The sequence below is a fragment of the Bradyrhizobium sp. BR2003 genome (assembly GCF_009720285.1).
Classification (GTDB): domain Bacteria; phylum Pseudomonadota; class Alphaproteobacteria; order Rhizobiales; family Xanthobacteraceae; genus Bradyrhizobium; species Bradyrhizobium elkanii.
This window is the reverse complement of the sequence record NZ_SMYJ01000038.1, coordinates 98,035-113,477: the sequence shown is the minus strand read 5'-3', so window position 1 is coordinate 113,477 and position 15,443 is coordinate 98,035. Positions and strand designations below refer to the sequence as shown.

The window sequence follows — 15,443 nt, the reverse complement described above, 5'->3', positions numbered from 1 at the left end:
CCTGTCGTCCTGAACACAAAGCCATCGCCTCGCGCAAAGGTCAAACCGCGCGGCGTGCGATGGGCGCATGACAGGGTGGCGACAGCCGTTGTGAGTGCAAGCACATTATCGGCTCACCGGAACCGGCACCATGCCGTGACAGCGATGGCCGCCATGACCGTATGCTGTTGCACTGCGGTCTCACCAGCATCACCGCGATAGACGATGCTACCGCGAGCCGTTGACGGGGGTTTGGCCGCGGTTTGATAATGGATTTTCGCTAGAGTAAGGTTCCCGAGGCGCAGGCTGGAAGCGGCGCCGTTTCATTGGAATGCCGCGATCTGGATTTGCTGCGATTATGAAAATCCGCCTTGCCTTGCTCGCCACGCTGATTTTTTCAATCGCGGCGCCCACTTTGTCCCTCGCCGCCGGCGACCGTTTCGCGCTGGTCATCGGCAACGCCAAATATCCCGACGCCGATGCACCGCTGAAGGAGCCGGCCAACGACGCACGTGATGTCGCCGAAGAGCTCAAGCGCGATGGCTTCACCGTCGAGGTCGGGGAGAACCTGACCGGCGACGGCATGCGCCGCGCCTTCGACCGCCTCTACGGCAAGATCAAGCCGGGCTCGGTCGCCCTGATCTTCTTCTCCGGTTACGGCATCCAGTCGAACCGGCAGAGCTACATGATCCCGATCGATGCGCAGATCTGGGCCGAGGCCGACGTTCGCCGCGACGGCTTCAGCCTCGAGACCGTGCTCGGGGAAATCAACAGCCGTGGCGCCGGGGTGAAGATCGCCTTGATCGACGCCTCGCGGCGCAACCCGTTCGAGCGGCGCTTCCGCAGCTTTTCGGCAGGGCTCGCCCCGGTGATCGCGCCGAACGGCACATTGGTGATGTATTCGGCCGCGCTGTCGTCCGTCGTCTCCGACAATGGCAGCGACCACAGCCTGTTCGTGCGGGAACTCCTGAAGGAGATCCGCACCCCCGACCTGATGGCCGAGGAAACGCTGAACCGCACCCGCGTCGGCGTCACCCGGGCCTCGCGGCAGGAACAGGTGCCGTGGATCTCGTCATCACTGGCCGAGGATTTCTCGTTCATTCCGGCCGGCACGGCCGGGCCGTCGAACGCCACGTCGGCACCCGCCGCGTCGCCGTCACCCGAGGTGGCAACGGCACCGCCGGTCGCCCCCCCGCCGGCTCCGCCCGCAGCAACGCCGACACCGCCCGCGGCAACCCCGACGCCGCCAGCGGCAACTGCGCCGACACCACCGCCGGCGCCGCCGAAGCCTCCGGTTGCGGCAGCGCCGACCGCACCGCCACCCCAGCCCAAGGCGCCCGAGATCGCCCTGCCGCCGCCCGCGGCTCCCCCGCCGGTGGTGCTCCAGCCCACGCCGGCGCCGAGCAATTCGCCCGTGCTCGCCGATGATCCGACGATCAAGAGCCTGAGCGAAAAGCTGGACAAGAATCCCGACGACGCAGCGGCGCTGTATCGCCGCGGCCAGGTCTATGCCAGCAAGGGGGCCTACGACCTCGCGGTGAAGGACTTCACCAATTCGCTACGGCTGAACCCGAAGGATGTCGAGGCCTATAACAACCGCTGCTGGGTCCGCACCGTGATCGGCGACCTGCAGGCGGCGCTGAAGGACTGCAACGAGGCGCTGCGGCTGCGTCCGAACTTCGTCGATGCACTCGACAGCCGCGGGCTGATGAACCTCAAGGGCGGGCAGAACAAGAACGCGATCGCCGATTTCGACGCCGCGCTGAAGATCAACCCGCGGCTGACCTCGTCGCTGTACGGGCGCGGGCTCGCCAAGCAGCGCAACGGCGCGGTCGCGGAGGGCGATCTCGACATCGCCAACGCCAAGGCGATGGACCCGAACATCGTCAAGGAATTCGCCGACTACGGCGTGCAGTGACAGATCGACGAAGACCTGCCCGCGGCTCGAACCGCGGATGGAATTGCGCGACTAATCAGAGGGTGCGTGCCGGGCAGCAACGCCGGCGATCGATGTGAATAGTTGCCTGAAACCGCGCCAGCTTGCGCAGGAGGGACCGAAATGTTCAAGCCGTCGGCAAAGGCCGCGATCGTTTCAATCATGACCGTTGGCGCTGCGCTGTCGTTCGGCATGGCCGTCGCCCGCGCCGGCGACGTCACCGAAGATCAGATCATCAAAGCGCTGACGCCCGAGAAGCAGCCGCTGACCCGCGGCCTTTCGGCCGGCCCGCAGGCCACCTCGCCGGAGCCGAATGCCGACCAGGCCAAATTCGTGCAGAGCGTCCGCGGCCGCGCCACCCGCTCGCTGTCCTCGGCGGAACGCGAGGAAATCGCGACCATCGTCCAGGACAAGCCCAAGATCGATCTCGAGATCAACTTCGACTACAACTCCGCCGACATCAGCGCGAAGTCGCTGCCGTCGGTGCAGGCGCTCGGCCGCGCCTTGACCAATCAGGACCTGAAGGGCTCGACCTTCGTGGTCGCCGGCCACACCGACGCCGCGGGCGGCGAGGACTACAATCAGGGCCTCTCGGAGCGCCGCGCCGACGCCATCAAGCGCTATCTCGTCGACAAATACGGCATCAACGGCACCGATCTCGTCACCGTCGGCTATGGCAAGAGCAAGCTGAAGGACCCGAGCCACCCGATGGCGGAGGTGAACCGGCGCGTGCAGGTCGTGAACGTGGAAAACAAGGCCACCGCAGCCAAGTGATGGGCGGTGGCGTGGCCCCTTTTTGAGGATACAATGCGCCCCGCACTCCGGCGGGGCGCATTGCTTTTGGGCCGAGACCCAAAGCGGCCCACAGCTGACCCGCCTCACATGACGTCAGGGCATGATCCGGAACAATGGCACGGGCCTTCCGAATGCCCAAACAGTACGGTAGCGAGCGTGATGAGACTTCGACCAACACCTATGATGCGCCAAGCTCCGGATTGATCAGGCGATGAATTTTTCCCAATACCTCAAGCCTGCGCTCGGCACGGTGTTTTTCCTCGCCCTCGCGATCGCCTATTACGCGTTCGAGCACCGCTCCCATCCGGAGGAGAAGGAGACGCCGGGCCAGGCACTGGTCGTGGTGACGAAGTCGACCAATGCCTGCTTCTCCGACATGGTCCGCGTCACCGGCTTCATCGTCCCGCGCCGCGAGGCGCAGGTGAATGTCGACCAGGATGGCTCCAAGGTCACCGACGTGCTGGTCCGCGAGGGTGACACCGTGACCGAGAACCAGGAACTGGCGCGGCTGACCCCGCCGCCGCAGCAGGCCGCCCAGGCCAATGCCAAGCCGCTTGCGCTGCGGGCGCCGGCGGCCGGCCTCGTCACCGAAGTGCGCACCGCGCCCGGCGCGCCGGCCTCGCCGCAGGCGCCCCCGATGTTCAAGATCTCGATCAACAACGAGATCGAGCTCGACGCCGAGGTGCCGGGCTTCCAGCTCCTGAAGCTCAATCCCGGCGCCAATGTGCGGATCAGTCGCGACGATGCGCCCGACATGGTCGGCAAGGTCCGCCAGATCTCGCCGCAGATCGACCGCACCACCCAACTCGGGCACGTCCGCATCACCATCAACAACAATCCGACGCTGAAGGTCGGCATGTTCGCGCGCGCCAATATCGACGCCAAGCGCTCCTGCGGCGTCGCGGTGCCGCGCACCGCGATCGACCGCCTGACCCTGCAGGTCGTGAAGGGCAACACCGTCGAGACCCGCAGGGTGCGCGTCGGGCTGACCTCCGACACCTCGACCGAAATCCTTGAAGGCCTCGACGTCGGCGAAATCGTCGTGGCCGACGCTGGCACCTCGCTGCATGACGGCGACCAGATCAAGACCATGTTCGCCGACGAACTCGATCGCACGCGATCACGGTAATTCGGGCACGCTCATGGCTTTGAACATCTCGGCATGGTCGATCCGGAACCCGCTTCCCTCGATCGTCTTCTCGATCATCCTGCTCGTGCTGGGCTGGGTCTCCTTCACCAAGCTCGCGGTGACGCGGCTGCCGAGCGCCGACATTCCGGTGATCTCGGTCGCGGTCTCGCAATTCGGCGCCGCGCCGTCGGAACTTGAATCGCAGGTCACCAAGACCATCGAAGACGGCGTCTCCGGCGTCGAGGGCGTGCGCCACATCTCCTCCTCGATCACCGACGGCCTGTCGGTGACCACGATCCAGTTCGCGCTGGAGACCAACACCGACCGCGCGCTCAACGACGTCAAGGACGCGGTGACGCGCGTGCGCGCCAATCTGCCGCAGAATGTCACCGAGCCGCTGATCCAGCGCGTCGACGTGATCGGCCTGCCGATCGTGACCTATGCCGCGATCTCGCCGGGCAAGACGCCGGAGCAGCTGTCCTATTTTGTCGACGACGTGGTCAAGCGCGCGCTGCAGGGCGTCCGCGGCGTCGCCCAGGTCGAGCGCATCGGTGGTGTCGAGCGCGAGATCCTGGTCTCGCTCGATCCCGACAAGCTGCAGGCGGTGGGGCTCACCGCGGTCAATGTCAGCCAGATCCTGCGCGGCACCAATGTCGACGTCGCCGGCGGCCGCGCCGAGATCGGCAAGAACGACCAGGCGATCCGGACGCTGGCCGGCGCCAAGACGCTGAACGAGCTCGCCGGCACCATGATCCCGCTGTTCGGCGGCGGCGAGATCCGGCTCGACGATCTCGGCACCGTCACCGACACCATCGCCGACCGCCGCACCTTCGCCCGCTTCAACGGCGAGCCGGTGGTCGCGCTCGGCATCAAGCGCTCCAAGGGCGCCAGCGACGTCGTCGTCGCGGCCGCGGTGCAGAAGCGGATCGACGCCCTGAAGGTGGCCTATCCCGATGTCGACCTGAAGCTGATCGACACCTCGGTCGAGTTCACCAAAGGCAATTACGAGGCCGCGATCTCGACCTTGTTCGAGGGCGCGATCCTCGCCGTGATCATCGTGCTGCTGTTCCTGCGCGACATGCGCGCCACGATCATCGCGGCGGTCTCGCTGCCGCTGTCGATTTTCCCGGCATTCTGGGCGATGGACCTGCTCGGCTTCTCGCTCAACCTCGTCTCCTTCCTCGCCATCACGCTGTCGACCGGCATCCTGGTCGACGATGCCATCGTCGAGATCGAGAACATTGTCCGCCACATGCGGATGGGCAAGACGCCCTATCGTGCCGCCCTCGAAGCCGCCGACGAGATCGGCCTTGCGGTGATCGCGATCTCGCTCACCATCATCGCGATCTTCGCGCCGGCGAGCTTCATGTCCGGCATTGCCGGGCAGTTCTTCAAGCAGTTCGGCATCACCGTGTCGGTGCAGGTGTTCTTCTCGCTGCTCGCCGCGCGCTTCGTGACGCCGATGCTGGCCGCCTATTTCCTCAAGCATCACGACCACGACGATCCGCCGCCCGGCCCGATCCTGCGCGGCTATCACAGCCTCGTCACCTGGTCGGTGAAGCATTACTTCGTCACCGTGCTGATCGGCTTTGCGATCTTCGCCGCGTCGATCTGGAGCATCACGCTGCTGCCGCAGGGCTTCCTGCCGGCGCAGGACACCGCGCGCTCGCTGCTCGCGATGGAGCTGCCGCCCGGCTCGCAGCTCGCCTACACCGAGAAAGTCACCGAGGAGATCGTGGCGCGGCTGCGCAAGCGGCCCGAGGTACGAAGCGTGTTCGTCGATGGCGGCCGGGTGCCGCCGGGCCTCCAGGAGGTGCGCCGCGCCGCGCTGATCATCAATTACACGCCGAAGGCCGACCGCAAGATCACCCAGCGCGAGCTCGAACTGTCGATCGGCAAGGAGCTCGATAACGTCCCGGATATCAGGTTCTGGTTCCTCGACGAGAACGGCTTGCGCGCGATCTCGCTGGTCGTCACCGGTACCGACAGCAACATCGTCAACAACGTCGCCAGCGAACTCGCGACGCAGATGAAGCGGATTCCGATCATCGCCAACGTGATCTCGGAGACCGCGCTCGACCGGCCCGAGCTGCGCATCCGCCCGCGCGCCGAGCTCGCGGCCCGGCTCGGCGTCTCGACCGAGAGCCTGTCGCAGACCATCCGCGTCGCCACCATCGGCGACGTCGGTCCGGCGCTGGCGAAGTTCGACGCCGGCGACCGCCAGGTGCCGATCCGCGTCCAGCTCGAGGACAATGCGCGCAGCGACCTGCAGATGCTGGAGCAGCTGCGGGTGCCGCTCGGCCAGCGCGGCGAGCGCGGCGGCGTGCCGCTCTCCGTCGTCGCCGACATCCAGCTCGACCAGGGCCCGACCAGCATCAACCGCTACGACCGCGAGCGGCAGGCCACCGTCGCCGCCGACCTCGTCGGCAATGCCGCGCTCGGCGACGCCACCAAGCTGATCTACGACCTGCCGGTCATGAAGAGCCTGCCGAAAGGCGTGAAGGTCAGCCCGTCCGGCGACGCCGAGAGCCTCGCCGAGCTGTCCGACGGCTTCGCCACCGCGATCACCGCCGGCCTGATGATGGTCTATGCGGTGCTGGTGCTGCTGTTCGGCACCTTCCTGCAGCCGATCACCATCCTGTTCTCGCTGCCGCTCTCGATCGGCGGCGCGATCGGCGCACTGCTGCTGACCGGCAAGCAGCTCACCACGCCGGTATGGATCGGCATCCTGATGCTGATGGGCATCGTCACCAAGAACGCCATCATGCTGGTGGAGTTCGCGGTGGAGGCGATCCGCGACGGCAAGGCGCGCGAGGAAGCCATGATCGATGCCGGCATGAAGCGCGCCCGCCCGATCGTGATGACCACGATCGCGATGGCCGCCGGCATGACGCCGTCAGCGCTCGCGTTCGGCGCCGGCGGCGAATTCCGCTCGCCGATGGCGCTCGCGGTGATCGGCGGCCTGATCTTCTCGACCGCGCTGTCGTTGGTGTTCGTGCCGGCGATGTTCATGGTGATGGACGACATCGGCAGCCTGATCTGGCGCTTCGGCAAACGGTTCGTGGTCTCGCATGCCGACCACGAGCTGACGCCGAACGAGAAGCAGGCTGACGAGACCAAGCGGCCGCCCGGTCCGCCGAACATGATCTCGCCCGCCGCGGAATGAGCTGAGGCCGCGCCTCGTCAGGGGGCGCGCCGCCAAAATATCGAAAACAACCCCATGCAAAGGAGCCGGCGGCTGCCGGGGCGGACACGGGCAACTTGACTCGTCGGGCAAATCAGGGGCATTATTCCATTATTCCGAAATCATGGAAGCCCTGCGGCTGTCGCATATGGGAAAGCCCTGCTGCATCGCTCGCGCGCGGTTGAGTCCGCGGCCCCCTCCGATACGTCGTCGCTGCGAAAGCAGGGACGACGATGAGAATGGTTCCCGATTCAGGGGTCCACCACGCGGTGTCATCACCCACGCATGCCATTAAATCTGGCTTCATCAATCTCTAGTAGAGTCTCGTCCGATAGGCCTCTTCCATCGCCTTCTCGGCGACCTCGACGTCGATCGCGGCGGTCTGTTCGGCGATGATCCGGCCGAGCGTCGGAAAGCTTTGGCGTTCGACTTGCGCACCGGGGTTCCAGAGCTTCGAGCGCATCAGCGCCTTGCCGCAGTGGAAGTAGGTCTCGTCGACATGCACCTTGAGGCCGATGATCGGCGTGACATTCTGCACCGTCAGCGGCGTCAACAGGTCCGGCTCCTGCGAGATCTCGGCCCGCCCGTTGACGCGCAGCGTCTCGTTGATGCCGGGCACCATGAAGATCAGGCCGATCCCGGGCGAGGCGATGATATTGCCGAACGTATCGACCCGGTTGTTGCCGCGCCGATCCGGAATCAGCAGCGTCTTGTCGTCGAGCACGGAAACGAAGCCCGGCGCATCGCCGCGCGGGCTGGCGTCGGCATGCCCCTTGCCGTCGCTGGAGGCGATGACGAGGAACGGCGACAGCGCGATGAAGTCGCGGCAGAACTTGTCGAGATGGTAGAGCACCTTTTTCTCGGCGAGCGGGCTCAATTGCCCGAAATGCGCACGAAGATCCTCCTGCGATTTGACCGGCGGCTTGCCGCCTGCATTCTGGTCACCCATAGCGAACCTCCCGTTTGGTTAATTATATGCGTCGATACCGCACCAGCTCGCGACGAAGAGGGCGTAGGCCTTGGTGACGTTCTTCAGCGAATCGAGCTGGACCCGTTCATTGAAGCCGTGCGCGTTCTCCATCCTGGCGCCGAAGCAGAAGGCGGGAACACCGTAGTCCAGACTATAGAAGCGCGCATCCGTCAGCGCGGTCGAGGGAAAATCCGTCAGCTCGCGCCCGAATACATGCTCGTAGACCGAGCCGAGAACGGCCTCGCTCTCCTGCACCTCGGTCGCTTCATAGCCCGGCGACAGGAAGCCGGACCAGACGATCTCCGGCGGATTGTTGGCGAGGAACGGATGGGCCCGGGCGGCCTTGGTCACGCAATCGACGATCTCGGCCTGGCAGTCGGCGATTTTCCATCCCGGCAGGATTCCGATCCGGCAATCGACGTCGCACCACGCCGGCACGCTGGAGGCCCAATCGCCGCCCTTGATGATGCCGGGATTGAAGTTGAGCGGGTGATGCACCGCGCCGAAGAAACGATGCGACTTGGCACGCTCGTTCCACTCCGCCTCCAGCACGTCGAGATGGCCGATCAGATGATAGGCGGCGCGGATGGCATTGGAGCCGGTGCCGGCGCGCGCGACATGGACCGGGATTCCGCGAACCCTGAGGCGAAACCAGATCACGCCGACCTGGGCGCGCATCAACCGTTCCTCGGTCGGCTCCGGCAGCAGGCAGGCATCGGCACGGTAGCCGCGCTGCAAGGTCGAGAGCGCGCCGAGACCGGTGCTCTCCTCCTCGATCACGGATTGCAGATGGATGCGGCCCTTCGGCGCAAAGCCCGCGGCCTTCACCGCATCGAGCGCGTAGAGCGCGGCAATGGTGCCCGACTTCATGTCGCCGGTGCCGCGGCCATAGAGCCAGCCGTCCTCGACCACCGGCTGGAACGGCGGCCGCTCCCACATGTCGAGCGGCCCGACCGGCACCACGTCGCAATGCCCCTGAAGGATCAGCGAACGTCCCTCCTCGCGCGCCGGCCGATAGGTGCCGACGACGGTCCGCGCGCGGGAGAAATCGGTCTCGACCGGCCCGTAGCCGGGCAGCGTCTTCAGCTCGTCCTGATTGATGACCCAGTCGTCGACCTCATAGCCGCGCTCGCGCAGCAGCTTGGCGAACATGTCCTGACAGGGACCTTCCTGACCGCGCGTGCTGGGAATCGACGAGAAGGCGATCGTGGTCGCGATCTGCTGCTCGAAGGCGGCGTCGACAGCCGCCTCGATGCGCTCGTGCGCGCCGGCCGGAAGGGGGACTGAACGGCTGTCGGTCATGAATTGATCCTTGCTGTGGGGCGTGCATCGGCCGCGGCCGCAAAGCCCGGCTGATCGAAGAAATCGCGCCCGGGAATCGCATCGAGCAGATCGCGGGTGTAGGCTTGGCGCGGCGTGGTGAACACGTCGGCGGTGGTGCCTTCCTCCACGATACGCCCCTTCTGCAGGACGATGACGCGGTCGGCGATCTCGGCGGCGATCCGCAAATCGTGCGTGATGAAGATCATCGCAAGCCGCATCTCCTGGCGCAACTCGGCGAGCAGCGCCAGCACCTGGGCCTGCACCGAGACGTCCAGCGCCGAGACCGCCTCGTCGGCGATCAGGACCCGCGGCTTCAGCGCCAGCGCCCGCGCGATGCAGATACGCTGGCGCTGGCCGCCCGAGAATTCGTGCGGGTAGCGATCGGCGGCGGTCTCCGACAGGCCGACCCGCACCAGGAGCTTGTTCGCCTGCGCCATCGCCTCGGCCCGCGACGCGCCATAGGCCATCGGCCCACGCGCGATGGCATCGCCGACCTTCTGGCGCGGATCGAGACTGGCAAACGGATCCTGGAACACGATCTGGAGCTGGCGCCGCGCCTGGCGCAACGCCTCGCCGCGCAGCTGCCGGAGATCCGCGCCGCCAAAGCGGATGGCGCCGGCATCAGGCTCGGTTAGCCGCATGATCATGCGCCCGAGCGTCGACTTGCCGGAGCCGGATTCCCCGACCACCGCAAGCGTCTCGCCCTCGTGCAGCGTCAGCGAGAGGCCATCAGCGGCGATCACCTCGCGTGGCGGCTGCAGCCAGCCGCGCTTGACCCGAAAGGTCTTTTGCAGGCCGATGACCTCGAGCAACGGCTCGGGACGCACGATGGCCTCGTGGATGTCGGCGAGGCGCGCCTTCGGCACCGCGTCGATCAATTCGCGCGTGTAGGCGGCCTGCGGATTGCGAAGCACTTCGCTGGCCGTGCCCTGCTCGACCACCTTGCCATGGCGCAGCACCACGACGCGGTCGGCAACGTCGGCAACGACGCCGAAATCATGGGTGATCAGCAGCACGCCCATGCCGCGCTCGCGCCGGAGATCGTCGATCAGGCGCAGGATCTGGCGCTGGGTCGTGACATCGAGCGCGGTGGTCGGCTCGTCCGCGATCAGGAGCGCGGGGCGGTTGGCCATCGCCATCGCGATCATCACGCGCTGGCGCTGGCCGCCGGAAAGCTCGAACGGGTAGCTCTTTTCCAGCAGCTGCGGATTCGGCAGCCCGACCTGGGTCAGCAGCGTCAGCACCCGCTCGCGGACTTCGGTCACCGAGGGCGCAGGCCGCTGGTGCGCCAGGATCATCTCCTCGATCTGCCTGCCGACGCGCTTCAGCGGATTGAGCGAGGACAACGGCTCCTGAAAGATCATCGCGGTGTTGCCGCCGCGCAACTTGCGGAGGGCGCGGCCGTCGAGCTTCGACGGATCCTGCCCTGCGACCGTCACGGCGCCGGACGCGATGTCGACGCCCCGCGGCAACAGCGACAGCACCGCATGCGCAATCATCGACTTGCCGGAGCCGGATTCGCCGACCAGGCAAACCACTTCGTTTGGCCTGATTTCAAACGACACATTCTCGACCGCCAAGGGCCGGTCGCCCCCCTTGGGGAGCGCGATCGACAGGCCCTCGACGGCAAGAACAGACGCGCCGGATTGCATGGTTTCCCTCATGACCGGCGCCTCGAGACGCGCGGGTTGAGGACGTCAGACAGTCCCTCGCCGAACAGGTTGATCGCCAGCACGGTGACGAGGATGGCGAGGCCGGGAAACACGCTCATCCACCACGCATTCCGGATCACGGTGCGGCCCGCGCCGATCATGAAGCCCCACGACATCAGATTGGGATCGCCGAGCCCCATGAAGGACAGCGCGCTTTCCAGCAGGATCGCCGTGGCAACCGTCAGCGACGTCACCACAAGGATCGGCGAGATCGCGTTCGGCAGGATATGGCCGAGCACGATGCGCCAGGTGCGTTCACCCTGGCACAGCGCGGCCTCGACGAATTCGCGGTGCCGCAGACGGAGGAATTCGGCGCGCGTGAGCCGCGCCAGCGGCGGCCAGCTCACCGCGCCGATGGTCAGGATGATCGTCAGCAGCGACGGATTGAAGGTCGCGACCAGCAGGATGGCTAGCACGAAGGCCGGAATGGTCTGGAACAATTCCGTCATCCGCATCAGCACCAGATCGATCTTGCCGCCGAAATAACCTGAGATCGCACCGATCACGACGCCGATCGCCATCGCCGCGAGCGCAGAGGCGATGCCGATCAGGAGCGAGACGCGCGCGCCATAGGCGACCCCGGCGGCGACGTCGCGGCCGAGCGTATCGCCGCCGAGCCATAATCCGTCCTCGCCGGGCGGCGTGAACGGCGCGCCGACCATCTCCCAGGGCGAGACCGGAAATGCGATCGGCGCGATGATCGCGACGACAACGACGACGAGCAGCAGGACAAGGCCGATCATTCCGCTCGGATGACGCAGGAAGGCGCGCACCGTGTACATCACGCCGCCCCCGTGGTCATGCGGGGATCGATCAGCCGGTAGACGAGGTCGGTGAGCAGGTTGAGCGCGATCACGACGATCGAGAGGATCAGGAAGATGCCGAGCAGGACCGGATAGTCGCGCTGCAGCAGTGCCTCGAAGGTCAGGCGGCCGAGGCCCGGCCAGGCAAACACGGTCTCGATCACCACGGCGCCGCCGACCAGCGCGCCGGCCTGCATGCCGGCGACGGTGACGACCGGCACCAGCGCATTGCGCAGCATGTGGCCGACCACGATGCGCGTTCCGGACAGGCCCTTGGCGCGCGCGGTCTTGATGAAATCCTGCTGCGCCACCTCGATGATCGAGGATCGCATCAGCCGCGCATAGATCGCCAGATAGATCGCCGCCAGCGACGTGACCGGCATGATCATGTGTTTCATGATGTCGAGCGCATGTTCGACCGGCGAAAGCTGGACGTTGATGGTCTCGTAACCGAACGGCGGCAGCCAGCCGAGCGTCACCGAGAACACCAGCACGAGCATCAGGCCGAGCCAGAACACCGGCGTCGCGTAGAGCACGAGCGAGAGCACGGTGAACACCGTATCGAGCACGCTGCCCGCCGCGAGCCCGGCCAGCGCGCCGAGCGCGGTGCCGATCAGGAGCGCGAGGCAAAAGGCCGTTACGGTCAAGAGAAGCGTCGCCGGAAGCCGTTCGAGGATCAGATCGACGACCGGACGGCGCTGGCGGTAGGAATAGCCGAGGTCGAGCCTGACGACTCGGCCGAGGTGGCTCGCAAGCTGCACGAAATACGGCTTGTCGAGCCCGTACTCCTTGCGCAGGTCGTCGAGCAGTTTTGGATCGGACGCGCCGGATTGCCCGGCCATGACCTGGGCCGGATCGCCTGGGGCGGCCCGCACCAGCACGAAGTTGAACGTCGCGATGACGAGGATCACGGCGACGAGCTGGGCGATGCGGCTGACCGCTTGAAGTCCGATCGCGGCGGCGCTCCCGAGCCGGGTCACGATTTGTAGACCGACCCGAAGGTTTCGTGCGAGCCGATGCCCGTCGTCACGATGTTCTTGAACGCCTTGTCGTAGATGATGGGATATTCGATCTCGAGCGTCCAGGCCACCGGCACGTCCTCGACCAGGATCTGCTGCACCTTGCTGTAGAGCTCCTGGCGCTTGGACTCGTCGAGCGTCACCGCGGCCTCGTCGAACAGTTTGTCGACCTCGGGATTCGAATAGCCCTGCGTGTTGGAGAACAGGATGCCCTTCTTGATGTTCGACGAAATATAGGTGCGGGCGACGCCCAGCGCGGGATCGCCGAGCTGGTAGAGCAGATTCTGGGTCATCTCATAATCCCAGTTGCCGACCTTCTCGGCCCACCCGGCCATGTCGGTGCCGACCAGCACGAGATCGATGCCGACCCGCGCAAAACTCTGGCGAAAGAATTCGCCGGCCCGCTGATAGGACTCGCCATAGGGCGGCACGATATACTTGATCTCGGCGCGCTTGCCGTTGGCGCCAGGCTTCAATCCCATGTCGTCGAGCAGGGCCTTGGCCTTGTCGACCGAAAACTCGTAGCGCTTCACGTTCGGATCGTAGAACCGCGTCTTCGACGAGATCGGTCCGGTCGCCACCTTGGCATTGCCGAAATAGACCCGCTTGCTGAACGCCTCGCGATCGATCAGGTGCATCACCGCCTGGCGGAACCGCTTGTCGTTCATCGGCGCGATGCGGTTGTTCATTTCGAGCCACTGATGCGGCGCGAAATACTCGTAGCCCTTGGTGGTGAATTCGAGGTTCTTCTGCGCCTTGAAGCGCTGGACGTCATAGAATTCGACGTCGGACCATTGCACGAGCTGCACCGTGCCGTTCTCGAGCGCCAGCGCGCGCGAGGCTGCATCCGGAATCACGCGGTAGACGATCTCGTCGAGATAGGGCTGGTCCTTCTGATAGTAGCCGTCGTGGCGGACGAGATGAACATGCGAACCGCGCACCCACTCCTTCAGCTTGAAGGGGCCAGTGCCGATCGCCTTGTCGTTCTCCGGGTTCTTGCGGTAGTCGGTGCCGTCATAGATGTGCTTGGGCACGATCGGGGCCGACGTGCAATCGAAGCAGCCGATGAAGGGCGCGAACGGCTGCTTCAATTTGAACACGACGGTGAGCGGATCGGGCGCCTCCGCCGACGCCACGCGGGCGAAGTTTTGCCGTGCGCGCGGGTGCGTCTCCACCAGCAGCTTCATGCAGCTGAAGACCACGTCCTCCGAGGTCATCGGCTTGCCGTCGTGGAAGGTGATGCCCGGAAACAGCTTGAACGTATAGGTCAGACCGTCGGGCGAGATCTCCCACGATTGTGCCATGCCGGGCATCGGCTTGAGATCGGCGCCGTATTTCAGCAGGCCTTCGTAAATCTTGCCGCCAAGCGTCAAGGTCGGCTGCTGCTGGTTCAGCGCGGTCACCAGAACCGGCGGCTCTGGCTGGATGATGGTGTTGAGCGTCCCACCGCGGGTCTGGCCCGCCGCCCGCGTGATGCCGAACGGGATGGCTGCACCGCAGGCCAGCATTGCCTTGGTGAATTCGCGTCTGTTCATCGGACCTCTCCGTCTCCGCGCTCTCACATTCGATTTCGGCGAATGCCGCGGGGTGAGGTATTGTTGCCAAACGCCATATCCCGCGCTACCTGAAGAGGGACAACAACCATCGCGATCGGGCCAAGTGGCCCGGAAGATGCATGAGCACCCTGCGAAAACGACGATCGATCAGGAGCTCACGACACTTGAAAGTCGCAGCGCGACGAAATGACACCACCGGCTTGCGCGTCTGCCGCAAGCAATCGGGTCCCGCAGCGGCCGCGCACTATGCCGGACAACTGCAACAGGTCGAACGGCCGCTCGCGGCGATGGCGGCCTCCTATCCGAACGAAAGCACCAGCGCGCGACACGCGCACCGACGCGATCAATTCATCCTGCAGACCGCGGGTGTCACCTCGATGATGACCGAGCGCGGCCATTTCGTCGTGCCGCCCGGCCACGGCCTGTGGATTCCGGCCGGCGTCGCGCACCAGTCGCGGGCCTGGGGCGAGGTCGAGATCCAGACCATCTATGTCACGCCTGACCGCATCAGGAATGCTCCGGCGACATGCCGCCTGATCAGGGTCTCCGCGCTGGTCGAAGCGTTGATGGAAGAAGCGGTGCACATGCCGACCCGATACGATCCGGAAGGGCGCGACGGCCGGCTGGTCGATTTCCTGCTCGACGAGATCGGCAGGATGCCGGAAGTGTCGCTGCATGTGCAGGTGCCGCCCGATCCGCGGCTCGCCGCGATCTGCGAGGCCGTGCTGGTCGATCCGAGTTCCGATCTCACGCTCGACGAATGGGCCGATCGCTGCCAGCTCAGCCGGCGGACGTTGACGCGTCTGTTCCGGCGCGAGACCGGCCAGAGTTTTGCGGCATGGCGCCAGCGGGTGCGGCTGCTCGAAGCGCTGGCGCGGCTCGGCGCCGGCGAGGCCGTCACCTGCGTTGCGCTCGACGTCGGCTATGAAAGCCCGAGCGCCTTCGCCGCGATGTTCAAGCGCGAGCTCGGCGCCGCGCCGCGCCAGTATCTGCGCTGGGCCGATCCCGAAGTGGTGATGCGGTAGGCGAATTCGCGT

At 65.7% G+C, this 15,443-nt stretch carries 11 protein-coding genes; 5 read left to right on the top strand and 6 right to left on the bottom strand.

The genetic code is table 11. The features are described from left to right. Positions 1-337: 337 nt before the first annotated feature. The 4 genes from E2I15_RS32240 to E2I15_RS32225 all read left to right on the top strand — a co-directional run bounded on the left by E2I15_RS32240 (position 338) and on the right by E2I15_RS32225 (position 7,005). Positions 338-1,897 (top strand): caspase family protein, encoded by a 1,560-nt coding sequence (locus E2I15_RS32240; protein ID WP_137483751.1) that lies wholly within the window; start codon positions 338-340, stop codon positions 1,895-1,897. A 141-nt stretch (positions 1,898-2,038) separates the two neighbouring features. Continuing rightward, positions 2,039-2,689, top strand: coding sequence for an OmpA family protein (locus tag E2I15_RS32235; protein WP_137483750.1), 651 nt, complete (start codon positions 2,039-2,041; stop codon positions 2,687-2,689). A gap of 232 nt (positions 2,690-2,921) precedes the next feature. Continuing rightward, on the top strand, positions 2,922-3,839 hold the full coding sequence (locus tag E2I15_RS32230) for an efflux RND transporter periplasmic adaptor subunit (protein ID WP_137483749.1): 918 nt from the start codon (positions 2,922-2,924) through the stop codon (positions 3,837-3,839). A 13-nt stretch (positions 3,840-3,852) separates the two neighbouring features. Continuing rightward, a complete protein-coding gene (locus E2I15_RS32225; protein ID WP_137483748.1) occupies positions 3,853-7,005 on the top strand; it encodes an efflux RND transporter permease subunit in 3,153 nt (1,050 codons plus the stop codon). Positions 7,006-7,336: 331 nt separating this feature from the next. On the opposite strand, the gene E2I15_RS32220 is transcribed toward E2I15_RS32225, so the two are convergent. Genes E2I15_RS32220 through E2I15_RS32195 form a run of 6 tightly spaced genes read right to left on the bottom strand, consistent with a single transcriptional unit; the run spans position 7,337 to position 14,385 of the window. Beyond that, positions 7,337-7,972, bottom strand: coding sequence for a pyridoxamine 5'-phosphate oxidase family protein (locus tag E2I15_RS32220; RefSeq protein WP_137483747.1), 636 nt, complete (start codon positions 7,970-7,972; stop codon positions 7,337-7,339). A gap of 18 nt (positions 7,973-7,990) precedes the next feature. Next, the gene (locus tag E2I15_RS32215) at positions 7,991-9,295 is read right to left on the bottom strand and encodes an ArgE/DapE family deacylase (protein WP_137483746.1); all 1,305 of its coding nucleotides are present in this window, start codon (positions 9,293-9,295) and stop codon (positions 7,991-7,993) included. Next, complete coding sequence (locus E2I15_RS32210; protein WP_137483745.1) at positions 9,292-10,980, bottom strand: dipeptide ABC transporter ATP-binding protein; 1,689 nt, start codon at positions 10,978-10,980, stop codon at positions 9,292-9,294. Before E2I15_RS32210 ends, E2I15_RS32215 begins: the two co-directional genes overlap by 4 nt. Beyond that, the gene (locus tag E2I15_RS32205) at positions 10,977-11,810 is read right to left on the bottom strand and encodes an ABC transporter permease (protein ID WP_137483744.1); all 834 of its coding nucleotides are present in this window, start codon (positions 11,808-11,810) and stop codon (positions 10,977-10,979) included. The genes E2I15_RS32210 and E2I15_RS32205 overlap by 4 nt, the downstream gene beginning before the upstream one ends. Continuing rightward, positions 11,810-12,811: an ABC transporter permease gene (locus tag E2I15_RS32200; protein ID WP_137483743.1), complete on the bottom strand. Its 1,002-nt coding sequence runs from the start codon at positions 12,809-12,811 to the stop codon at positions 11,810-11,812. Before E2I15_RS32200 ends, E2I15_RS32205 begins: the two co-directional genes overlap by 1 nt. Beyond that, the gene (locus E2I15_RS32195; RefSeq protein ID WP_137483742.1) at positions 12,808-14,385 is read right to left on the bottom strand and encodes an ABC transporter substrate-binding protein; all 1,578 of its coding nucleotides are present in this window, start codon (positions 14,383-14,385) and stop codon (positions 12,808-12,810) included. Before E2I15_RS32195 ends, E2I15_RS32200 begins: the two co-directional genes overlap by 4 nt. A 185-nt stretch (positions 14,386-14,570) precedes the next feature. Here E2I15_RS32195 and E2I15_RS32190 point away from each other — a divergent pair, with 185 nt between their 5' ends. Continuing rightward, the gene (locus E2I15_RS32190) at positions 14,571-15,431 is read left to right on the top strand and encodes an AraC family transcriptional regulator (RefSeq protein WP_016845952.1); all 861 of its coding nucleotides are present in this window, start codon (positions 14,571-14,573) and stop codon (positions 15,429-15,431) included. Positions 15,432-15,443: the final 12 nt, after the last annotated feature.

Coding starts and splice junctions, on each gene's coding strand:
- E2I15_RS32215 (WP_137483746.1), bottom strand. CDS start 9,295: ATGACCGACAGCCGTTCAGTCCCCCTTCCGGCCGGCGCGCACGAGCGC.
- E2I15_RS32205 (WP_137483744.1), bottom strand. CDS start 11,810: ATGTACACGGTGCGCGCCTTCCTGCGTCATCCGAGCGGAATGATCGGC.
- E2I15_RS32235 (WP_137483750.1), top strand. CDS start 2,039: ATGTTCAAGCCGTCGGCAAAGGCCGCGATCGTTTCAATCATGACCGTT.
- E2I15_RS32230 (WP_137483749.1), top strand. CDS start 2,922: ATGAATTTTTCCCAATACCTCAAGCCTGCGCTCGGCACGGTGTTTTTC.
- E2I15_RS32240 (WP_137483751.1), top strand. CDS start 338: ATGAAAATCCGCCTTGCCTTGCTCGCCACGCTGATTTTTTCAATCGCG.
- E2I15_RS32210 (WP_137483745.1), bottom strand. CDS start 10,980: ATGAGGGAAACCATGCAATCCGGCGCGTCTGTTCTTGCCGTCGAGGGC.
- E2I15_RS32220 (WP_137483747.1), bottom strand. CDS start 7,972: ATGGGTGACCAGAATGCAGGCGGCAAGCCGCCGGTCAAATCGCAGGAG.
- E2I15_RS32195 (WP_137483742.1), bottom strand. CDS start 14,385: ATGAACAGACGCGAATTCACCAAGGCAATGCTGGCCTGCGGTGCAGCC.
- E2I15_RS32225 (WP_137483748.1), top strand. CDS start 3,853: ATGGCTTTGAACATCTCGGCATGGTCGATCCGGAACCCGCTTCCCTCG.